General features: G+C 65.9%; 24 protein-coding genes and 2 tRNA genes. 10 read left to right on the top strand and 16 right to left on the bottom strand.

What is annotated here, in order from left to right:
• Positions 1-82: 82 nt before the first annotated feature.
• Both J8I35_RS12105 and J8I35_RS12100 read right to left on the bottom strand, forming a co-directional pair.
• Positions 83-325: a hypothetical protein gene (locus J8I35_RS12105; RefSeq protein ID WP_124556399.1), complete on the bottom strand. Its 243-nt coding sequence runs from the start codon at positions 323-325 to the stop codon at positions 83-85.
• Positions 326-371: 46 nt separating this feature from the next.
• Positions 372-680 (bottom strand): hypothetical protein, encoded by a 309-nt coding sequence (locus tag J8I35_RS12100; RefSeq protein ID WP_011545327.1) that lies wholly within the window; start codon positions 678-680, stop codon positions 372-374.
• Positions 681-863: 183 nt separating this feature from the next.
• Here J8I35_RS12100 and J8I35_RS12095 point away from each other — a divergent pair, with 183 nt between their 5' ends.
• Complete coding sequence (locus J8I35_RS12095; protein WP_124556397.1) at positions 864-1,607, top strand: DUF695 domain-containing protein; 744 nt, start codon at positions 864-866, stop codon at positions 1,605-1,607.
• A gap of 647 nt (positions 1,608-2,254) precedes the next feature.
• Here the strand turns inward: J8I35_RS12095 and J8I35_RS12090 are convergent.
• The gene (locus J8I35_RS12090; protein ID WP_209925552.1) at positions 2,255-2,665 is read right to left on the bottom strand and encodes a hypothetical protein; all 411 of its coding nucleotides are present in this window, start codon (positions 2,663-2,665) and stop codon (positions 2,255-2,257) included.
• Positions 2,666-2,945: 280 nt separating this feature from the next.
• On the opposite strand from J8I35_RS12090, the gene J8I35_RS12085 reads away from it, so the two are divergent.
• Positions 2,946-3,410 (top strand): hypothetical protein, encoded by a 465-nt coding sequence (locus tag J8I35_RS12085; RefSeq protein WP_124680750.1) that lies wholly within the window; start codon positions 2,946-2,948, stop codon positions 3,408-3,410.
• A 94-nt stretch (positions 3,411-3,504) separates the two neighbouring features.
• On the opposite strand, the gene J8I35_RS12080 is transcribed toward J8I35_RS12085, so the two are convergent.
• From J8I35_RS12080 to ssuD, 9 genes are all read right to left on the bottom strand, one after another.
• A complete protein-coding gene (locus J8I35_RS12080; RefSeq protein WP_124556419.1) occupies positions 3,505-4,020 on the bottom strand; it encodes a GNAT family N-acetyltransferase in 516 nt (171 codons plus the stop codon).
• 804 nt (positions 4,021-4,824) lie between these two features.
• Positions 4,825-4,900 (bottom strand) — tRNA-His (locus tag J8I35_RS12075).
• 54 nt (positions 4,901-4,954) lie between these two features.
• Positions 4,955-5,941 (bottom strand): tRNA dihydrouridine(20/20a) synthase DusA, encoded by a 987-nt coding sequence (gene dusA / locus J8I35_RS12070; RefSeq protein ID WP_239468935.1) that lies wholly within the window; start codon positions 5,939-5,941, stop codon positions 4,955-4,957.
• Between the two features lie 129 nt (positions 5,942-6,070).
• Positions 6,071-6,316 (bottom strand): hypothetical protein, encoded by a 246-nt coding sequence (locus tag J8I35_RS12065; RefSeq protein WP_050012557.1) that lies wholly within the window; start codon positions 6,314-6,316, stop codon positions 6,071-6,073.
• Positions 6,317-6,323: 7 nt separating this feature from the next.
• Positions 6,324-6,521, bottom strand: a complete 198-nt coding sequence (locus J8I35_RS12060) for a hypothetical protein (protein ID WP_050012556.1) — start codon at positions 6,519-6,521, stop codon at positions 6,324-6,326.
• A gap of 147 nt (positions 6,522-6,668) precedes the next feature.
• The gene (locus J8I35_RS12055) at positions 6,669-6,884 is read right to left on the bottom strand and encodes a TOBE domain-containing protein (RefSeq protein ID WP_006476104.1); all 216 of its coding nucleotides are present in this window, start codon (positions 6,882-6,884) and stop codon (positions 6,669-6,671) included.
• Between the two features lie 56 nt (positions 6,885-6,940).
• A complete protein-coding gene (locus J8I35_RS12050; RefSeq protein WP_050012555.1) occupies positions 6,941-7,900 on the bottom strand; it encodes an ATP-binding cassette domain-containing protein in 960 nt (319 codons plus the stop codon).
• Positions 7,897-8,709 carry an aliphatic sulfonate ABC transporter permease SsuC gene (gene ssuC / locus J8I35_RS12045; protein WP_050012554.1) on the bottom strand — a complete coding sequence of 271 codons (813 nt, stop codon included), beginning with the start codon at positions 8,707-8,709 and terminating at the stop codon, positions 7,897-7,899. The genes J8I35_RS12050 and ssuC overlap by 4 nt, the downstream gene beginning before the upstream one ends.
• Before the next feature lie 16 nt (positions 8,710-8,725).
• Entirely contained in the window at positions 8,726-9,883 is a 1,158-nt protein-coding gene (gene ssuD / locus J8I35_RS12040) for an FMNH2-dependent alkanesulfonate monooxygenase (protein ID WP_050012553.1), read from the bottom strand.
• Positions 9,884-10,224: 341 nt separating this feature from the next.
• On the opposite strand from ssuD, the gene J8I35_RS12035 reads away from it, so the two are divergent.
• Positions 10,225-10,653, top strand: coding sequence for a hypothetical protein (locus tag J8I35_RS12035; protein WP_006484223.1), 429 nt, complete (start codon positions 10,225-10,227; stop codon positions 10,651-10,653).
• A gap of 131 nt (positions 10,654-10,784) precedes the next feature.
• Here J8I35_RS12035 and J8I35_RS12030 read toward each other — a convergent pair whose 3' ends face one another.
• Genes J8I35_RS12030 through J8I35_RS12020 form a run of 3 tightly spaced genes read right to left on the bottom strand, consistent with a single transcriptional unit; the run spans position 10,785 to position 12,810 of the window.
• Entirely contained in the window at positions 10,785-11,939 is a 1,155-nt protein-coding gene (locus J8I35_RS12030) for an enoyl-CoA hydratase/isomerase family protein (protein ID WP_209925550.1), read from the bottom strand.
• Between the two features lie 31 nt (positions 11,940-11,970).
• On the bottom strand, positions 11,971-12,309 hold the full coding sequence (locus J8I35_RS12025; RefSeq protein WP_011545307.1) for a multidrug efflux SMR transporter: 339 nt from the start codon (positions 12,307-12,309) through the stop codon (positions 11,971-11,973).
• 3 nt (positions 12,310-12,312) lie between these two features.
• On the bottom strand, positions 12,313-12,810 hold the full coding sequence (locus J8I35_RS12020; RefSeq protein WP_069621415.1) for a heme-degrading domain-containing protein: 498 nt from the start codon (positions 12,808-12,810) through the stop codon (positions 12,313-12,315).
• A gap of 197 nt (positions 12,811-13,007) precedes the next feature.
• Here J8I35_RS12020 and J8I35_RS12015 point away from each other — a divergent pair.
• The 7 genes from J8I35_RS12015 (at position 13,008) to J8I35_RS11985 (ending at position 18,297) form a co-directional block, all read left to right on the top strand.
• Positions 13,008-13,084, top strand: a tRNA-Met gene (locus J8I35_RS12015).
• Between the two features lie 183 nt (positions 13,085-13,267).
• Positions 13,268-13,813, top strand: coding sequence for an NUDIX hydrolase (locus tag J8I35_RS12010; RefSeq protein ID WP_006476111.1), 546 nt, complete (start codon positions 13,268-13,270; stop codon positions 13,811-13,813).
• A 10-nt stretch (positions 13,814-13,823) separates the two neighbouring features.
• The gene (aat, locus tag J8I35_RS12005; protein WP_050012551.1) at positions 13,824-14,588 is read left to right on the top strand and encodes a leucyl/phenylalanyl-tRNA--protein transferase; all 765 of its coding nucleotides are present in this window, start codon (positions 13,824-13,826) and stop codon (positions 14,586-14,588) included.
• A gap of 33 nt (positions 14,589-14,621) precedes the next feature.
• Complete coding sequence (locus J8I35_RS12000) at positions 14,622-15,452, top strand: arginyltransferase (protein WP_050012550.1); 831 nt, start codon at positions 14,622-14,624, stop codon at positions 15,450-15,452.
• A gap of 98 nt (positions 15,453-15,550) precedes the next feature.
• A complete protein-coding gene (locus tag J8I35_RS11995) occupies positions 15,551-16,588 on the top strand; it encodes a quinone-dependent dihydroorotate dehydrogenase (protein ID WP_209925547.1) in 1,038 nt (345 codons plus the stop codon).
• Positions 16,589-16,687: 99 nt separating this feature from the next.
• Positions 16,688-17,482: a cystine ABC transporter substrate-binding protein gene (locus J8I35_RS11990; protein WP_050012549.1), complete on the top strand. Its 795-nt coding sequence runs from the start codon at positions 16,688-16,690 to the stop codon at positions 17,480-17,482.
• Between the two features lie 122 nt (positions 17,483-17,604).
• On the top strand, positions 17,605-18,297 hold the full coding sequence (locus J8I35_RS11985) for an amino acid ABC transporter permease (protein ID WP_006484207.1): 693 nt from the start codon (positions 17,605-17,607) through the stop codon (positions 18,295-18,297).
• A 70-nt stretch (positions 18,298-18,367) separates the two neighbouring features.
• Here J8I35_RS11985 and J8I35_RS11980 read toward each other — a convergent pair whose 3' ends face one another.
• Entirely contained in the window at positions 18,368-19,357 is a 990-nt protein-coding gene (locus J8I35_RS11980) for a Gfo/Idh/MocA family oxidoreductase (RefSeq protein ID WP_209925546.1), read from the bottom strand.
• Between the last annotated feature and the right edge of the window lie 101 nt (positions 19,358-19,458).

The following is a 19,458-nucleotide window of genomic DNA, read 5'->3' as shown; positions in this document are numbered from 1 at the left end:
GGCCGCCCGTCCATCGACGCGGGCGACATGTCGGGATTCCGATTCCGTTTGCACGCATCACGCGCCATCGCGCCGACGCCGGTCAATTGCATACGTTGACGGTACCGTTGGTCGTGCATTGACCGACGGCCGCGTGACTCTGCCCGGCCAGACGAGGCGCGACGCCGATGCCGCGAATCGGCGCGGCCGGCGGCGACGATGCGGGAACGGTCGTCGACGCGGTTTCGGGCGACGGGTGCACGGGCGTCGGCCCGGACGCGGTCTGGCAGGCGGCAAGCGCCAGACAAAGCGCGAATGCCAGCGGAAAAATGGCGAATCTGGACATGGTCGTGGGCGCGTTCGCGCGATTCGGTTGGGGAAACGGCTCGCGGTCAGATCTGCGGCAGATCGCGCAACGTGCGCGACTCGCTCGTTGCATCGATGTCGAGCTCGATGCCTTCCGACGCATCGCGATACAGCACGCGTTTCAGCCTGGGCCCGATTGCGGTGGTGTCCGAGGCCGAGAAGATCGCGCGGACATCGTTACCGGACGCAAGCGCGCGCGCCACGTCCGCCACCGGTGCCTCGCGGGGCGTCGCCGCCCACGAGCGATCGGCCGGGTTCACGGCCGCCCAGCGCACGTGCGTCACGCGCGCGCTGAGCGGATCGATTCGGACACCATTCACCGCGAACGTCGACATCGGCATCTCCCTTGAATTTTTGCGGCCGGCCGCATGCATGCGGCGCGCTGCGAACAGCCCGGATCCCGCGGGCGCGGCGCACACGGCCCGCGATCGGGTGCGCGGCTCCGGCCAACGCGATTTTCGATGATACATTGGGACGCTTTGCAACCGTCAACAGACAATCGTGTACGGGAGAAACACATGAGCGACGCCTGGGGAACCTTCCCTGCCAGAATGGGCGACCATCAGGCTTTCATCAGCTTCAATCACGGCTTTGCGGAAATCGCCGAAGGCGATCCGCGCACGTCGCTGCTCAGCGTGCGCGTCCCCTTTGCACATCCGTCGCCCGAAGGTCTGCCGACCGGCGACGAATTCGCCGATCTCGCGAAGATCGAGGATCTGCTCGACGCCGCGATCGTCGCGAAAGGCGGCGTGCAGGTCGGCCGCATCACCGTCGACGGCAACCGGGATTTTCTTTTCTACGTGCCGTTCGACGAAGAGGCGGCCGCGGAGATCGTCGACTCGCTGGCCGACCAGACGACCTATGCGCTTCAGTATGCCCATCAGGACGACCCGGACAAGACGACATACTGGCAGACGCTCTACCCGACCGACGACGACTGGCAGATCATGCGCGACATGCGCACGCTGGATGCGCTGCGGCAGCAAGGCGACGCGCCGGACGTGAGCCGGCGCGTGATGCACTGGGCGTACTTCCCCGACCCGAGCGACGCGCACCAGTTCGCGGACTGGGCCGAAGCGAAAGGCTATCCGGTCGAATCGGTCGCGCCGACCGAGGACGGCAAGTCGGCGGTGCGGTTTTCGCACGAAGGCACGATGGCGCTCGCCGACATCACGCGCCACACGGTCGCGCTCAATCGCGAGGTGCGCGCGCTCGGCGGGAACTATGACGGATGGGAAACCAGCGTCGAACAGGCGGGCTGAGCGGAGCGCGATGCCCGTGACGCGCGATGTGACGTGACGCAAAAAACATCCCGGCAGCGCTGTGACGCGCCGCCGGGACAAGGCATCGCCGGCAAGGACCGGCGATGGGCCTGAGGGTTCGCTCAGGCACGAGGAAAGCAATTCGTCCGGATCGGGCGAACGGATGTCGGGGGCGAACGTGTGCCGTCGCGCAGCCCGCCGAACGCCTGTCCGATTCCGCCGACGCAATCTTCCGGCGTCGGGGGGGCAAAAAGCCCCCGCTCCTGCACGAGCGAGCGGGGAAACGGTTGACCGGGCCGGGGAAGAACGGTCAACCGGTCAAATTGTGATCGCGGGCTGCGCGACGGTCTGTGCGGCAACTCACCCTTTAGTGACAACGCGACGGCAACCGGCATGCGCGCGTGCCGGCGAATACCATCGTGATTCAAGCGCGAGGAACCGGCCGACCGCGTTCGGTTTTTCATTCCAGCCTTTTATTTCTTTTTAATTCAAATCTGGTTTTCAGACCCGCGGCAGTTTCCGGTAAGTCGCAGATATTGTCAAAGCAGGATTATTCTATTTTTTTGCGCAATGCGATTTCCATCTCATTTTTATGTGCGGAATTTCTTGCGCGCAATGATCTACGTCACGAAAACACGCGTTCATCGCTACAACGCACCACTGGAAAACCAGTCGACCGTCCTATCGATCCAGTCGAGATTGCCGGCGATTTCAATAGCGGCGCCGCCGACGATTTCGCCTGTCGACAGATCTGCCGCCACCACGCCGGTTGCCACCGCGCGCGCCTTCGCAATCTCGGCCGAGGCAACGGACCTCGGATCGGCCAGCCGCGCCAGCCAGTCGACGATTTTGGCGCGCGCGTCCGCCTCATCGGCGAAGTCGTTCCGCTCGAGAAAACGATCGAACACGATCCACCCGAGCGTCTTGCTGCGTACCTCGGACTCGAGTTGCCTGTCGACAACGGCGGTACGGCCGGACTCCGTGATGTCGAGCGTTGCCGTGAAGCGGTAATCGAGATGGTCGATCTCGAGTTTCGACGACTTGGCCTCTCCGTTCAATGTGCCCTCTCAGTTTTCGTGATGCCCGGTGCGTGACGCATGCTTCGCCACACAGTATGAATCTTGCGAGAATTTCGCGCAGCGCTTCATTCTCGCTGGCCGTATCGCGATATTGTTGCGGCCCGTCGATATGGGCCGTCAACGGATGGCCGCCCCCATTCCTTTTGCAGATTGAGCCGCAAGTCGCTCTGTTTTCCTATTTTTGGTCTCGACCTGCTGCACAGCCGTCCGCGCTGCTAAACTCGGATCACAAAGACCGCTTGCGCTACCAGAGGAAATAATGACGCTCGCTCACGCACGACAAAGCGGCGTAGATGTCTGGATCGTCCAGCTTCCCGGGCACGTTCCCTATGCCTACACGCACCTCAAGCGGGTATTCTCGTCCGACGACTCTCGCCATCGGGTCGTGACGATCGACCTGAGGAAACTGCTCGCCTGCGCCGACCGAGACACCACCGACTATGTGTTGCCGTCGGTCCAGTACTGGGCCCCTGGAAAAGCCGCGGGCATTCGCGAATTCCTCGATCCGGGCCAGGACCGGATTCCGGACATGCCGTTCATCACGTTTCGCGAGACGAGAACGCGAACGTTGCTCGGCATTCCCGGCCTGTCGAAAATCGGCGTCGCATCGTTCCGTAACGGCCAGCATCGCGCGCGCTATCTCGCCTATGCCGGCGCGACGATCTTGCCCGTCGAAATTCACGAGACCGAAGCCGATTTGCTTGTGCGGTATTGCGGCGAGTGAGGGCAAAGTCCGTTCGGCTTTCACCCGGCGCTTCCCTAGCAGCCAGGCGCAATTGCACTCGCTTGCCGCCGCTCGCATCGATGCCGGCGGGCGTTCAAGCGTGGATTGCGTAAATCCGGTCGGTGACTTGCGTCTGGCCGATGCGACACGTTTCGACACCGGCCAATTGCCAGCCGTTGTGTTCGTAGAACCCGATCGCACGCACGTTGCCCTCGAGTACCTGCAGATGGACCTTGTCCACGCCGATCGAGCGAGCCCATGCGCGAACGGCTTCGATCATGCGCTTGCCCGTGCCGCCGCCGTGATGCGAAGGATGAACGTGCAGGCAGTCGAGCAGCACACCCAGCGCCGGATCGACGGGGCGCTCGGCGCTGACGAAGCCGACGGGCTCGCCGTTCGACTCGGCGATCAGCACGAGACCCCACTCACTCTCGTTGCGATCGAAATAGTTGCGCCACCGGATCGCATGCTCCGTCGGCACCTCATCGGACAGATAGCTGGCCGGAAGGATGTGGCTATAGGCGGTTTGCCAGCTCAGCGTGTGCAGGCGAGCAATGTGGCTCGCGTCGGGCCGCGTCGCGGCGCGCAGTGTGACCCGGGTGTCCGGCATCGATAGCCACTCCTCGTGTAGGTTCTCTTGATCGGCCTGTGTCGTCGCAAAATATACCGCGCTTTGCGGGATGCATTTCGCAGGGCTTGTCGGCGATCGTCGGCGAGCGCCCAAAAAAAATCCCGACACCTTCTCCGGTCGTCGGGATCGAACGGCCCTGCAAAGCATGAGGGCACGAGGAAGGTCCTACATTACACGCATGTAAGACTGTTGCGCTTTGTCGGTTTGCGCCAAGCCCTTGTTCGATTCCGCCAATCAGCCGGTTACGAGCGGCCGTAAACGAAAAAAGCCTGCTCGCGTTTAGCGCGAGCAGGCAAGAAAACGGATCAGCATTCGAGGCACGAGGGCTGTCCAGAGAAGATAACGGCACGGCGCGCGGGAACCTTAGACGGGAAAGGAAACGGCGCGAGCATGGGTACGAACGTTGTCAGCGCAACGACAAGGAAACGCGATACGAAGCAGGCCCGGGGGCCTCGTCGCCATCTCCGTCATCCACATCGGCGATGCGGGACAAGCGGCCATCCGTCGATACCACGAACGATCGCGCGCCCGATTTCGATACCTGCCCGCGTCGTCTCATTCGAGGTCTCGTATTCGGTAGCGAAGTCATATCGCCGGGACGACTCGATTTATGCAACCGCTCTTTTGACGCGCGCGAGGCCGAAATGGTGCCGTGGTTGATTCGCTGAATACGGGAATGCCACTTCGTTAAAGAAGCCGGGACCAAGACACGCATTAGCTGTGTCCGAACGCCAGAAAGCAAAAAGCCCGGTTCAATGAACCGGGCTTTTTGCTTGAATTTGTTGGGGTGGCTGATGGGACTCGAACCCACGACGACAGGAATCACAATCCTGGACTCTACCAACTGAGCTACAGCCACCACTGATACTGCTTGCTTCGTTTCGCTGTTTTGTTTCAGCAGCGAAGAACAAGATTATACGAACACTTTTGAATCTTGCAAAGCCTTTTTTTCAAAAAATTCTTCGGCTTCGTTCAGATGCGCGCGTGCCTCGTCGAACACGGCCAGATCGCCGCGTGCGAGCTTCTTGTTGTCGGACAGCACGCGACGCCAGCCACGCGCGCCCGGCATGCCGCGATACAACCCGAGTGCGTGCCGCACGATCGCGCCGAGGTAGGTGCCGCGCTTCAGCTCGGCCGCGCAATACGCGATCAGTTGCGCTTCGGCCGCTTCGCGCGTCGGCACCGCCGCGCTCGATCCGTAGAAGCGCGCATCGACCTCCGCCAGCACGTACGGGTTGTGATACGCCTCGCGGCCGAGCATCACGCCGTCGACATGCTCCAGATGCTGCGCGACTTCATCGAGCGTCGTGATGCCACCATTGATCACGATCTCCAGCGACGGAAAATCGCGCTTCAACCGATACGCATAGTCGTACTTGAGCGGCGGGATCTCGCGATTCTCCTTCGGCGACAGCCCCTTCAGGATCGCGTTGCGGGCATGCACGACGAACGTTTCGCAACCGGCCTCGGCCACCGTGCCGACGAAGTCGCGCACGAACGCGTAGTCCTCGACCGCATCGACGCCGATCCGGTGCTTGACCGTGACCGGCACCGACACCGCATCGCGCATCGCCTTCACGCAGTCGGCGACGAGCTGCGGCTCGTTCATCAGGCATGCACCGAACGCGCCGCGTTGCACGCGCTCGGATGGGCAACCGCAATTCAAGTTGATTTCGTCGTAGCCCCACTGCTCGCCGAGCTTCGCCGCGCGCGCGAGGTCGTCCCGCTCGCTGCCGCCGAGTTGCAGCGCGACCGGCGATTCGCTCGGCGTGAACGCAAGATGCCGCTGGGCATCGCCGAACAGCAGCGCGCCCGTCGTGATCATCTCCGTATACAGCCACGTATTGCGCGTCAGCGTGCGGTGGAACGACCGGCAATGGCGGTCGGTCCAGTCGAGCATTGGCGCGACCGATACACGGCGGGGAGGAAGCGAGGACGAAACGGACATGGAATTCGGGTACAGGCCAGGCGGCGCGGAAACAACCGGGTATTTTACCGCAATCCCGGCCATGCCCGCCCGACACGCGCGCTACCGGTCGCCCAGCTCCGCATCGACCGCCCGGCGCGCCTCGTCGAACACGCGCTCGATCACGTGCCGCTCGGTCAACAGCATCCCGTCGACCTTGACCAGCCGCCAGTCGATCCGCACGGTATCGCCTCGCAGCACGCGGTAATGCGCATGCTCGCCGTCCCAGACCTGCTCGGTCTTCACCTCGATCTCGAAGCCGCGGTACGGCTCGCTGAAATCGCCGAGGTCGCTGCCTCTCGGTTCCATCGCGCGCTCAATCGTATTCGTCTGACAAAAATGACCGGCCATCGGCCGTCAGGTCGACCCGGTCGGCCGTCGCCTGATAGATCAGCCCGTCGTTCAGCAATGCGTAGATAACGTCATTGAACGCGGCGGGAACCGGCCGGCTGTCGCCGAACTGGTCGATCCATTTCAGCGCCTCGATGGCTTCGGGGGAAAGGATGGGGGTCATGCGTTCGCCTCCGGCATCGGTGTCGTTCCATCCTAGCACTTCGTCCGGCAGTCGAATACCGAGGCAAACGCGCTCCACGAATGCAATGCGGCGCCGCCGGGCACGTTGCCTGCCCGGCGGCGCCGCACCGACGCGCGACCCACGCGCTCAGAGACGCGCGATCGAGACTTCCGTCGACTTCACGAGCGCGACGACTTCGGCGCCGACCTTCAGTTCGAGTTCGTCCACCGAACGGGTGGTGATCACCGACGTGACGATGCCGAACGGCGTCTCGACGTCGACTTCGGAGACCACGGACCCGCGAATGATCTCCTTGACCTTGCCCTTGAACTGGTTACGTACGTTGATTGCGGTGATGCTCATCGGGATGATCGCTCCGAAGAAAAAGTCTCAGAACGGGCGGCCGGAGCCGCCCGGCATTAAACGGCCCAGCGGATCTGCCCGACCGGTCGAACCTTGTCTGCTTCATGCTGCGTGTCTTGATCGACCGCGCCGGGGCCGCCGGCGAGCACGCGTTTCAGCACGCGATCCTCGAGTGCCGCGAAGGCCGCCGACGCGCGGGCACGCGGCCGGTCGAGCGGCACCGGCTGGTCGAGCGCCACCCGCCCCTGCTCGATCAGCAGGATGCGGTCGCCGAGCGCGACGGCTTCCTGCACGTCGTGCGTGACGAGCAGCGCGGTGAATCGATGTTCGCGCCACAGGCGCTCGATCAGCGCGTGCATTTCGATGCGGGTCAGCGCATCGAGTGCGCCGAGCGGCTCGTCGAGCAGCAGCAGTTGCGGCCGGTGCACGAGCGCACGGGCCAGTGCGACGCGCTGCCGCTGCCCGCCCGACAGTTGCGCGGGCCAGTCGTTCGCGCGTTCCAGCAGCCCGACTTCGTCGAGCACCGCGCGGGCCCGGTCGCGCGCGCCGCGGCCGAGGCCCAGCATCACGTTCTGCAGCACGGTCTTCCACGGCAGCAGGCGCGCGTCCTGGTACATGATCCGCGTATCGAGCGCGCCGCCGCCGTCGCCGTGCGTCACGAGCGCGCCGCTGCTCGGCTGCTCGAGTCCCGCGACGAGACGCAGCAGCGTCGATTTCCCGCAGCCGCTGCGGCCGACGATCGCGACGAAGCTGCCGCGCGCGATGTTCAGCTCGACGTTGTCGAGCACCGTGCGGGCGCCGAAGCGCTTGCTGACGCCCGACAGCGTGACCGCGTCGTCGGATGCCGGACCGCCCGCGCGCCGCCGCGCGAGCGGCACGACCGATGCGCCGCCGTCACGTTCGAGGATGGCCGCATCGCGCGCATCGCCGTCCGCGACGCGGGCCTGCGCCAGCTCGGCCTCGAGGTCTGCGCCGGCGAGCGGGCCGTAGGCGGCCGCCGAAGTCGTCGCATTCATGCCTTTGCTCCTGATTGATAGGCGGGGTGCCAGCGCAGCGTCACGCGCTCGATCCATTTCGCCAGCACATCGGCCAGCTTGCCGAGCACCGCGTACAGCAGGATGCCGACCACGACCACGTCGGTTTGCAGGAATTCCCGCGCGTTCATCGTCATGTAGCCGATGCCCGACTGCGCGGAGATCGTTTCCGCGACGATCAGCATCACCCACATCAGCCCGAGCGCGAAACGCACGCCGACGAGAATCGACGGCAGCGCGCCCGGCAGGATCACGTCGCGGTACAGCGCGAAGCCGCGCACGCCGTAACTCTTCGCCATCTCGATCAGGTTCGCGTCGACCGAGCGGATCCCGTGATACGTATTGATGTAGACGGGGAAGAACACGCCGAGCGCGACGAGGAACAGCTTCGCCTTCTCGTCGATGCCGAACCACAGGATCACGAGCGGAATCATCGCGAGCGCCGGGATGTTGCGGATCATCTGGATCGTCGAGTCGAGCGCGACCTCGGCGGCCTTCGACAGCCCGGTCGCAAGCCCCAGCGCGAGGCCGACGCCGCCGCCGATCGCGAAGCCGAACAGCGCGCGCCACGTGCTCACTTTCACGTTCGCCCACATTTCGCCCGACGTCACGAGCGACCAGGCCGCGCGCACGACCGCCACCGGCTCGGGCAGCACGCGGGTCGACAGCCAGCCGGTGCGCGCACCGACTTCCCACACCACCAGCAACGCGAGCGGCACGAGCCACGGCGCGACGCCGCGCCATGCGCGGGCGGCCACGGCGACGCCCGTCTTCGACGTTTTCGTTGTCATCGTAAGCCTCCGTCGCTCAGCTCTGGCTCGTCTTCGGCAGATAGTTGTTGCCGACGATCTCGCCGAACGGCCCCGACAACGGACCGGCCGCCTTCTCGACACCCTGGCCCTTGATCAGCGGGAACACGAGTTCCGCGAAGCGATACGACTCCTCGAGGTGCGGATAGCCGGACAGGATGAACGTCTCGATACCGAGATCCGCGTATTCGCGCATGCGTTCGGCGACCTGCTCGGGATTGCCGACGAGCGCCGTGCCGGCGCCGCCGCGCACCAGCCCCACGCCGGCCCACAGGTTCGGATAGACCTCGAGCGCCTCGCGGCCGCCGCGCTTGCCGCCGTGCAGCGCGGCCATCCGGCGCTGGCCTTCCGAATCCATATTCGCGAACGCCTTCTGCGCCCGCGCGATCGTGTCGTCGTCGAGCCGGCTGATCAGCCGCTCGGCGTCGCGCCATGCTTCGTCCTCGGTCTCGCGCACGATCACGTGCAGGCGGATGCCGAACTTGATCTTGCGGCCGCGCGCGTCGGCACGGGCGCGGATGTCGGCGATCTTCTTCGCGACGGCCTCGGGCGGCTCGCCCCAGGTCAGGTAGGTATCGATGTGATCGGCGGCAATCGCGTGAGCGGCCGGCGACGAGCCGCCGAACCACAGCGGCGGATGCGGATGCTGCACCGGCGGATAAAGCGCCTTGCCGCCTTTCGACTGCAGGTGCTTGCCGATGTAGTCGAATCCGCCGTTGTCGTGCGACGCGGTCAGCAGCCCACGCCAGATGTTCAGGAAATCGTCGGTGATCTCGTAGCGCGTGTCGTGATCGGCGAACAGGCCGTCGCCTTCGAGCTCGGCCGCATCGCCGCCCGTGACGACGTTGATCAGCAGGCGGCCGCCCGACAGACGGTCGAACGTCGCGGCCATCCGCGCGGCCAGCCCCGGCGAAGCGATGCCGGGACGCACGGCGACCAGGAACTTCAGGCGCTGCGTCGCCGGAATCAGGCTCGACGCGACGACCCACGCATCCTCGCAGGAACGGCCGGTCGGCAGCAGCACGCCGTCGTAGCCGAGCGTGTCGGCCGCCACGGCGACCTGCTTGAAGTAATCGTAGTCCGCGGCTCGCGCGCCTTCGGCCGTGCCGAGATAGCGGCTGTCGCCATGCGTGGGGATAAACCAGAACACATTCATCTGCTGCTCCTGCTTGACTGTCACTGCCGAAATTTGAAAAAGACATCGCCCTGCTCGCGTCGCGGATGAGCGACGCATGCATGGTGTGCATTCGAATCGGGATGGCTCGCCGGTCAGGCCGTGCCGCGGACGAGGACGCGATTGCACGGCTGTTTCTGGGAAATCAGTCTAGGGACCGGTACAGGGCTTTGGAACGATTTTTTTGAGCTTAGGTTTTCCGCTTTCGTGATTAGCACGACGCTGGAGCGAATATCGCCGCGGCCGGGCCCTATAATGGCGCACCTATCCGAATAACTCCGCGCGCCCGGCCCCGGCCGTGCGCGCCTGCGGTGCACTCATCGATGCAGAAAGTCATCCTGCCCTTCCTGTCCGGCTTCCTGGCCGCACTGTTCTTCCGCGAGGCCACGCTGGCCCTCCTTCACACGGCCGACCTGATCGCCGCAACCGGCTTCTCGACACAACCGTTCGCGCCGCTCGGCATTCCTGAATTTGTCGCGAATGCGCTGATCAGCGCGTGCTGCGCGATTCCGATGGCGTGGTTGTTGCGCGTGTCGCCGGAACGCGAAGCATCGTGGATCGGCGCACTCGTGTTCGGCGGCATCGTGCTGACGGCCGCTCGCGTGTTCGCGATCGATCCGCTGCGCGGCATCTGGCCGTCGGGCAACATGATGCCCGTGCTCGCGGCCGGCTTCGCGGCCAATGCGGTGTGGGGTTTCGGCGCGCTCGTGTTCATGCGCGCGTTCATGTCGGACGACGCGGGCGACGAATAACGCCGCGGCGCGGGCGACGCGCCCTTCAGGACCGGCCGACTTCCATGAAAAAGGCCGCGTGCATCGTGCACGCGGCCTTTTCGTTTCCGTGTCGCGCGTCGATCGGCTCGCGCGGGTCAGCCTGATCGACGTCAGTCCTTCAGCTCGCGCAGCGGATGCGCGTCGGGCGCCCACGGGCTGTCGAACATCGCGAGCACGTCGGCGCGCCGGACGTCGGCAGCCGACTTGAAACGCCACACGGGCTGGTGATCCTTGTCGACGATCAGCGCGCGCACGCCTTCGATCACGTCGCCGCGCGCGAAGGTCGAGCGCGTGAGATCGAGATCGCGCCGCAGGCAATCGGCCATCGTCGCGCCGCGCGCGCGTTCGACGACTTCGAGCGACACGGCCATCGACAGCGGCGACAACTGCTCGCGCATCGCGTGGGTCGCCTTCTCGACCCACCCGTCGACCGCCGCGCAATCCTGCTCGGCGTCGAGCGACGCGAGGATCGCGTTGATGTCCGGCTGCGCGAAATGCCGGTCGATCGCGGCACGCGCATCGGCGAGCGCCGACGTGTCGGGCGTCGGCACGACCTTGTGCGCGGCTGCCGCGTGTTTCACGCATGCGACGGCCTGCGCGCCGCTGTCGATGCGCGCGGTACGCAGCGTGTCGAGCAGCGCCGGCAGCGCGGCGTCGGGCAGATAGACGTCGGCGAGTTGCGCGTACAGCGCACCGGCCGCGTCGAGCGTCGCGCCGGTCACCGCGAGATAGCGGCCGATCGCGCCGGGCGTGCGCGCGAGAAACCAGCTCATCCCGACGTCCGGGAACAGGCCGATGCGCGTTTCGGGCATCGCCATCTTCGTCGAGTCGGTCACGACGCGCAGGCCGCCGGTATGCCGCGCCGCCTGCGATATCCCCATGCCGCCGCCCATCACGACGCCGTGCATCAGCGCGATGTACGGCTTCGGATACGTGAAGATCGCATGGTTCAGCGTGTATTCGTCGATGAAGAACGTGTCGACCGCACCGCGGTCGCCGCGCCGCCACGCGTCGTGGAAGAAGCGCACGTCGCCGCCCGCGCAGAATGCGCGCGGATGCGGGCTGTGCACGACGACCGCGACGACGTCGGGATCGTCGCGCCACGCGTCGAGCGCCTGCTGCATCAGCCGGATCATGCCGACCGACAGCGCATTCAGCGCCTTCGGCCGGTTCAGTTCGAGAAAGCCGATGCGGTTCGCGACGTACGCGCACACGTCGGGCTGGGCGGATTCGGCGGAAACGGCGGCGGGAGTGGAATCGGTCATGACGGTCATCCGGCAAACGGCAGTCGCACGCTCAGTGCGCCTGCATCTTCGAGAACAGGTTCAGCACCACGACGCCCGCGATGATCAGCCCGAGACCGATCACCGCCGGCACGTCCGGCACCTGGCGATAGAGCAGCATCGCGACGAGCGTGATCAGCACGATGCCGGCGCCCGACCAGACGGCATAGATGATGCCGACGGGCATCGTGCGCAACGTGAGCGACAGGCAGTAGAACGCGACGCCGTAACCGGCGACGACGAGCACCGACGGCCAGAGGCGCGTGAAGCCGTCCGCCGCGCGCAGCGCGGACGTGCCGATCACTTCCGCGACGATCGCGATCGCGAGCCATGCGTAACCGGGCAGTTGCATCGCTCAGCTCCTTGCGAGGGCCAGTACCGCGTAGTCGTGACCGAGTTCCGCGCACAGCGCCTCGACGACGAACTCGTGGTCCGCGCGCTGCGGCAGCCCGGACGCGGTGATCGAGCCGATCACGCCGGCGCCGGCGACGGTCAGCGGAAACGAACCGCCGTGCGACGCATAGTCGGCGGCCGGCAGCCCGTGCTTGTCCGCGAGCGTCGCGCCGGCCTGCTGCATGCGCAGGCCGATCGCGTAAGAACTGCGGCGAAAATGCGCGACGACGTTGCGCTTGCGGCGCACCCAGTCGGCGTTGTCGGGCGTCGCGCCGGCGAGCGCCGCGTAGAACAGCGGCTGGCCGAACGTGACGATGTCGATCGCGATCGCATGGCCGCGCGACGTCGCGAGCGCGTGCATCCGGTTGCCGAGCGCCCACGCGCGGGCCGGGTCGAAATGGGGAAACACGAGCGCCTGTTCCTGCGCGCCGATCGATTGCAGATCGTGAGCGATATCCATGAATCCGTCGATGCAGTAATGAGTATCGGAACGGCGCAGATGCGCTCGCGCAGGGCCGCTGCCGGGATGACGACACAAACCGCTCGATTCTAGCGCACGCGCCTCCCCGTACCGGCCCCACCAGCGCTCGTCACGCGATTGTCAGAAAACACTTGCACGCATTCGGGTAAGACCATATAATTCATTTCTTCGACGGACGCGGGGTGGAGCAGTCTGGCAGCTCGTCGGGCTCATAACCCGAAGGTCGTAGGTTCAAATCCTACCCCCGCAACCAACCGTCCAGAATGTCGCAAAAAGCCCGGCCTCGCGCCGGGCTTTTTGTTTTCGCGCGTCCGGACGCCGCGCCCTCTTCGCGCACGCGCGCGCCGTTTCGCCCGACACGCCGCCGCATGCGCAGGCGTTCAAGAATGCCGCGGGCCGGTGATACACTCGCATCACCTCGTCCCTTCCACTCGACATGAAATTCTGCTCCGTCTGCGGTCACGAAGTCCTCGCGCGCATTCCGCCTGGCGACAACCGTGAACGCTTCGTCTGCGATCACTGCGGCACGATCCACTATCAGAATCCGCGCAACGTCGTCGGCACGGTGCCGGTCTGGGGCGACCAGATCCTGCTGTGCCGCCGTGCGATCGAACCGCGCTACGGATTCTGGACGCTGCCGGCGGGTTTCATGGAAATGGGCGAGACGACCGCGGAAGCCGCCGCGCGCGAAACGCTCGAGGAAGCCGGCGCGCGCGTCGAGGTGCAGAACCTGTTCACGCTGCTCAACGTGCCGCACGTGCATCAAGTCCATCTGTTCTACCTCGCGCGGCTCACCGATCCGGGTTTCGAAGCCGGCGAGGAAAGCCTCGAAGTGAAACTGTTCGACGAAGCCGACATTCCGTGGGACGAGATCGCGTTCCCGACCGTCAGCCAGACGCTGCGCTTCTTCTTCGCCGATCGCGCAGCCGGCGACTACGGCGTGCACACCGGCGATATCTTCCGCTCGCTGCGCAACGGCTGAGCCCCCACCCATGGTTCCCTGGCTCGGCCCGGACGATCCGTTTCCGTCCATCGAACGCGCGCTCGGCCCCGCGACCGGCGCGCCCGGGCTGCTCGCCGCGAGCGCCGACCTGCTGCCGTCGCGCCTCATCGACGCGTACCGGCGCGGCATCTTCCCGTGGTACTCGGACGGCCAGCCGGTGCTGTGGTGGAGCCCCGACCCTCGCATGATCCTGGTGCCGGCCGAATTCAAGGTGTCGCCGTCGCTGCGCAAGACGCTGAAGCGCGTGCTGCGCACGCCGGAATGGGAAGTGCGCGTCGATCACGACTTTCCCGGCGTGATGCGCGCGTGCGCGCAGGCGCCGCGCCGCGGGCAGCGCGGCACCTGGATCACCGCCGAGATCATCGACGCCTATACGTCGCTCTACCGCTCCGGCAACGCGCACAGCATCGAAACGTGGCACGACGGGCGCCGCGTCGGCGGCCTCTATGGCGTGTCGTTCGGCCGGATGTTTTTCGGCGAGTCGATGTATGCGGACGTGACCGATGCATCGAAAATCGCGCTGGCCGCGCTCGTCGCGCACCTTCGCGAGCAGGGGTTGGAAATGATAGACTGCCAGCAGAATACGTCGCATCTAGCGTCGCTCGGCGGCCGCGAGATCGCACGCCAGGCCTTTGTCGCTCACGTGCGCCGCGCGGCAGCCGAACCGCCGATTCCGTGGCAGTTCGACAAGCGCGTGCTCGCCGCGCTGACGAGCCCCGCCGAAACGGCGGCGCCCACCGGGAGCGAGCGCTAGCGCGGCACTCCTTCCCTGCATCGAGAGCTGCCCATGACTCACCCGACTGAGCTGCCGCTTTCACCGCTTTCGGCGTTGCAATTCTATGCAACGGCGCCCTATCCGTGCAGCTATCTGGACGGCCGCATCGCACGCTCGCAAGTCGCGACGCCGAGCCACCTGATCAATTCCGACATCTACACCGAACTCGTGAAGGCCGGCTTCCGCCGCTCGGGCGTCTTCACGTACCGTCCGTACTGCGACGGCTGCCGCGCATGCGTGCCGGTGCGCGTGCCGGTCGGCGAGTTCGCGCCGACGCGCACGCAGCGCAGGATGTGGAAGCGGCACCGCACGCTGGTCGCGACGGTGTCGCCGCTGCACTACGACGAAGAGCACTACGCGCTCTACATGCGCTACCAGTCCGCGCGCCACGCGGGCGGCGGCATGGATCGCGACAGTCGCGACCAGTACGAACAGTTCCTGCTGCAAAGCCGGATCAACTCGCGCCTCGTCGAATTCCGCGACCTCGACGCACCGGGCGGCGAACCCGGCAAGCTGCGGATGGTCAGCATGATCGACATCCTCGGCGACGGGCTGTCGTCGGTCTATACGTTCTTCGAGCCCGACGACCGGCACACGAGCTACGGCACCTACAACATCCTGTGGCAGATCGAGCAGGCGAAGAGCCTCGGGCTGCCCTACGTGTACCTCGGCTACTGGATCCGCGAGAGCCCGAAGATGGCCTACAAGGCGAACTTCCATCCGCTCGAAGGGCTGATCGACGGCCGCTGGAAGACGCTCGATCCGGAACGGATCGACCTGCCGCCCGTCGACGCGGCGCTGGCGCGCGCGCCGTTGCCGGGCGGACATTCCGGCTCGGGCTGACGCGCGTAGCGGCGGCTACGAAGCGAAGCACGCCCGTGCCGCGCAACTCCCGGTAAAATAGCGGGTTGTCATTCATTTCGGCCGTCCGCCCCATTCCCGTGTTCAGTTCCCTCTACCCGCTGGCCCGCGCATCCCTGTTCAAAATGGATGCGGAAGACGCTCACCACCTTACGCTGCGCGCGCTCGGCGCGGCCGGACGCACGGGCCTCGCCTGCGCGCTGTCGGCCCGCGTGCCCGACGCGCCGCGCACCGTGATGGGGCTCACGTTCCGCAACCCGGTCGGCCTCGCGGCCGGCCTCGACAAGGACGGCGCGGCCATCGACGGCCTCGCGGCGCTCGGCTTCGGCTTCATCGAGGTCGGCACGGTCACGCCGCGCCCGCAGCCCGGCAACCCGCGCCCGCGGATGTTCCGGCTGCCGCAGGCCGAAGCGCTGATCAACCGGATGGGCTTCAACAACCACGGCGTCGACCAGTTCGTGAAGAACGTGCAGGCCGCCCGCTATCGCGGCATCCTCGGCCTGAACATCGGCAAGAACGCCGACACGCCGATCGAACGCGCGGCCGAGGATTACCTGTACTGCCTCGAGCGCGTGTACCCGTTCGCGAGCTACGTGACGATCAACATCTCGTCGCCGAACACGAAGAACCTGCGCCAATTGCAGGGCGCGGGCGAACTCGACGCGCTGCTCGCCGCGCTGAAGGACAAGCAGCAGCGCCTCGCCGACCTGCACGGCAAGCTCGTGCCGCTCGCGCTGAAGATCGCGCCCGATCTCGACGACGAGCAGGTCAAGGAAATCGGCGACACGGTGCTGCGCCACAAGATCGAAGCGGTGATCGCCACCAATACGACGCTGTCGCGCGCGGCCGTCCAGGGCCTGCCGCACGCGGACGAAGCCGGCGGCCTGTCGGGCCGCCCGGTGTTCGACGCGTCGAACGAAGTGATCCGCAAACTGCACGCCGAAGTCGGCAACGACGTGCCGATCATTGGCGTCGGCGGCATTTTCTCGGGCGAGGATGCCCGTGCGAAGCTCGCGGCCGGCGCGGCGCTCGTCCAGCTCTATACCGGCTTCATCTATCGCGGCCCGGCGCTCGTGTCCGAATGCGTGAAGGCGATCGCCCGCGAACGCACCGCGTAATATAGCCATAAACAAACTTTATTTAGATATCGATAGCATTTTTGCTATCATCGCTTCACCATCAGAATCATTGACCCGGACAGGGCAAGGACACACACGATGAAATTTTCGCTGTTGAAGAAGCTGCTGGTTGCCGGCGTGATCGGCACGTCGTTCGCTGCGGCAACCGCCCACGCGGCCGACCTCCTCGACCAGGTCAAGCAGCGCGGCACGCTGCGCGTCGGCCTCGAAGGCACGTTCCCGCCGTTCAACTCGAAGAACCCGCAAGGCGAACTCGTCGGCTTCGACGTCGACATCGCGAAGGCCGTCGCCGCGAAGCTCGGCGTGAAGGCCGAGTTCGTGACGACCGAATGGAGCGGCATCATCGCGGGCCTGCAGGCGGGCAAGTTCGACGTGATCGCCAACCAGGTCGGCATCACCGACAAGCGCAAGGAAACGCTCGACTTCTCGCCTGCGTACACGTTCTCGTCCGCGCAGCTGATCCAGCGCAAGGACGACACGCGCGAGTTCAAGTCGCTGGAAGACCTGAAGGGCAAGAAGCTCGGCGTCGCGCTCGGCACCAACTACATGGACATGGCGAAATCGGTGCCCGGCATCGACGTGAAGACGTACCCGGGCGCGCCCGAGTACCTGCGCGATCTCGCGGCCGGCCGCCTCGACGCGGCGCTCAACGACCGCCTGATGCTCGCGTACCTGACGAAGAACTCGCAGTTGCCGCTGCGCCCGGGCGCGAACGTCGGTTCGGCGAACCCGTCGGGTATCCCGTTCAAGAAGGGCAACCCGAAGTTCCAGAAGGCGATCGACGACGCGATGACGCAGCTCGAGGCCGACGGCACGTTCACGAAGATCTCCGACAAGTGGTTCGGCATCGACGTGACGAAACCGATCAAGTAAGCACGCCTGCATTTCCCGCCTGACGGCGGGCCGGAAAGGGCGGCATCCGCAACGATGCCGCCCTTTGTTTTATCGGTCCGGTTTATGATTGCGCTTTCGCGCACGCATTCGCTTCGTATTCCATGTCGACAACGTCCCTGCTCGTCCAATCGCTGCCGGTGCTCGCCCAGGGTGCCGTGCTGACCGTCAAGTTCGCCGTGCTGTCGATGGTGTTCGGCCTGCTTGGCGCCGTCGTGCTCGCGATGATGGGCATCCGGCAAAGCGAAGCGCTCGACGGCTTCGAGCGCATCTGGGTCAACGCGCTCGCGTGGCTGGCGCGCGCGTACGTGAGCCTGATGCGCGGCACGCCGCTGCTCGTGCAGATCTTCGTGATCTATTACGGGCTGCCGAGCCTCGGCATCTCGCTCGACCCGACGCCGGCCGGCGTGATCGCACTGTCCGCGAACGTCGCGGCCTACATGTCGGAAAGCATGCGCGGCGCGATCAACGGGATCGCGCGCGGCCAATGGCTCGCCGCATACAGCCTCGGGCTGTCGTGGGGCCAGACGCTGCGCTACGTGATCGGCCCGCAGGCGCTGCGCATCGCGGTGCCGAGCCTGTCGAACAGCCTGATCAGCCTGATCAAGGACACGTCGCTCGTGTCGGTGATCACCGTGACCGAACTGCTGCGCAGCGCGCAGGAAGTGATCGCGGCGACCTATCAGCCGCTGCCGCTCTATCTCGCCGCCGCGGCCGTGTACTGGATCCTGTGCCAGATTCTCGAATGGGTGCAGCGCTGGTACGAAAAGCGCCTGTCGCTGCCGTCGCGGCACTGAGCCGCGCAGTTACGCCGGGCCGCGCTCGCGGGCCCGGCGCCTTCCTTCCCGCCTGTTTCGTCCATTCCGCCTATTCGCCCGAATAACGCACGCCGAGCACGGCGCGCGCCGCATCGGTCATCGCAATCATCTGCCGCGAATGGTCGTGCGTCATGATCGGGCTTTCGGTCTCGCCCGCGCGCAGCAGGTCGCAGAAATGCGCGGTTTCGTAGTTCAGCCCGCCGCCCGCGGCCGGTGCGTCGAGTTCGACGGTGCGCCCGTCCGCATAGCGGATCGTCGCACGCTCGGGGTTCCACCACTTCTCGTGAATCGTCACGTGGCCGCCGGCCGCGGCGATCAGCGCGTCGCCGCGCCCCATCACGTCGAGCCCGCAAAAGAGCTGCGCGATCCCGCCGTTCGCATGCACGCTGTTCAGGCTCGCGAACAGGTCGACACCGGTCGCACCGACGCGGCCGAGCGTCTGTACGTCGCGCGCCGCGCCGAGCCAGTCGACAGCGAGAAACGCCTCGTAGATGCCGATGTCGAGCAACGCGCCGCCTGCGCGATCGAGCCGATAGACGGAATGGTCGTCCGGCACCGACGACGATGCGCAGCCCGCCCGCACGAGCCGGATCTCGCCGATCGGATCGTCACGCAGGTGCGCACGCAGTTGACGATACAGCGGGAAGAATGGGGGCTTCATCGCCTCCATGAAGAGCTGCCCGGCATCGCGCGCCGCCTGCAGCACCGTGTCGAGTTGCGCGGCGTTCAGCGCCGCGGGTTTCTCGCACAGCACGGCCTTGCCGGCAGCCAGGGCGGCCAGCGTGTACCGCGCGTGACTGTCATGGAGCGTCGCGATGTAGACCGCGTCGATTTCGTCGCTCGCGAGGAGCGCGTCGAGGCGCGCGGCAGGCGTGCCGCCGTATGCCCCGCAGAAGGCCGCAGCCGCGTCGGCGCGGCGGGCCCAGACGCCGGTGAGCGTGGCGCCCGGCACGTGTGCGAGGCTTTGCGCGAAGCGGCGCGCAATGCTGCCTGCACCGACGATGCCGAAGCGCACCGGGCGATGGTCGTTGTCGTTCATCCTGATCTTCCGTGTCGGTCGTATGACGGTGGCCGGCACGCTGCCGGCCGGCCGTCATGATAAACGGCCCGGCGGCACGAGGATGAGCGACATGCGCCGCG

Origin of the sequence: Burkholderia sp. CpTa8-5 (assembly GCF_017815045.1) — a bacterium.
In the GTDB taxonomy this organism is placed as follows: Bacteria; Pseudomonadota; Gammaproteobacteria; order Burkholderiales; family Burkholderiaceae; genus Burkholderia; species Burkholderia sola.
This window is presented reverse-complemented; position numbering and strand designations above follow the sequence as displayed.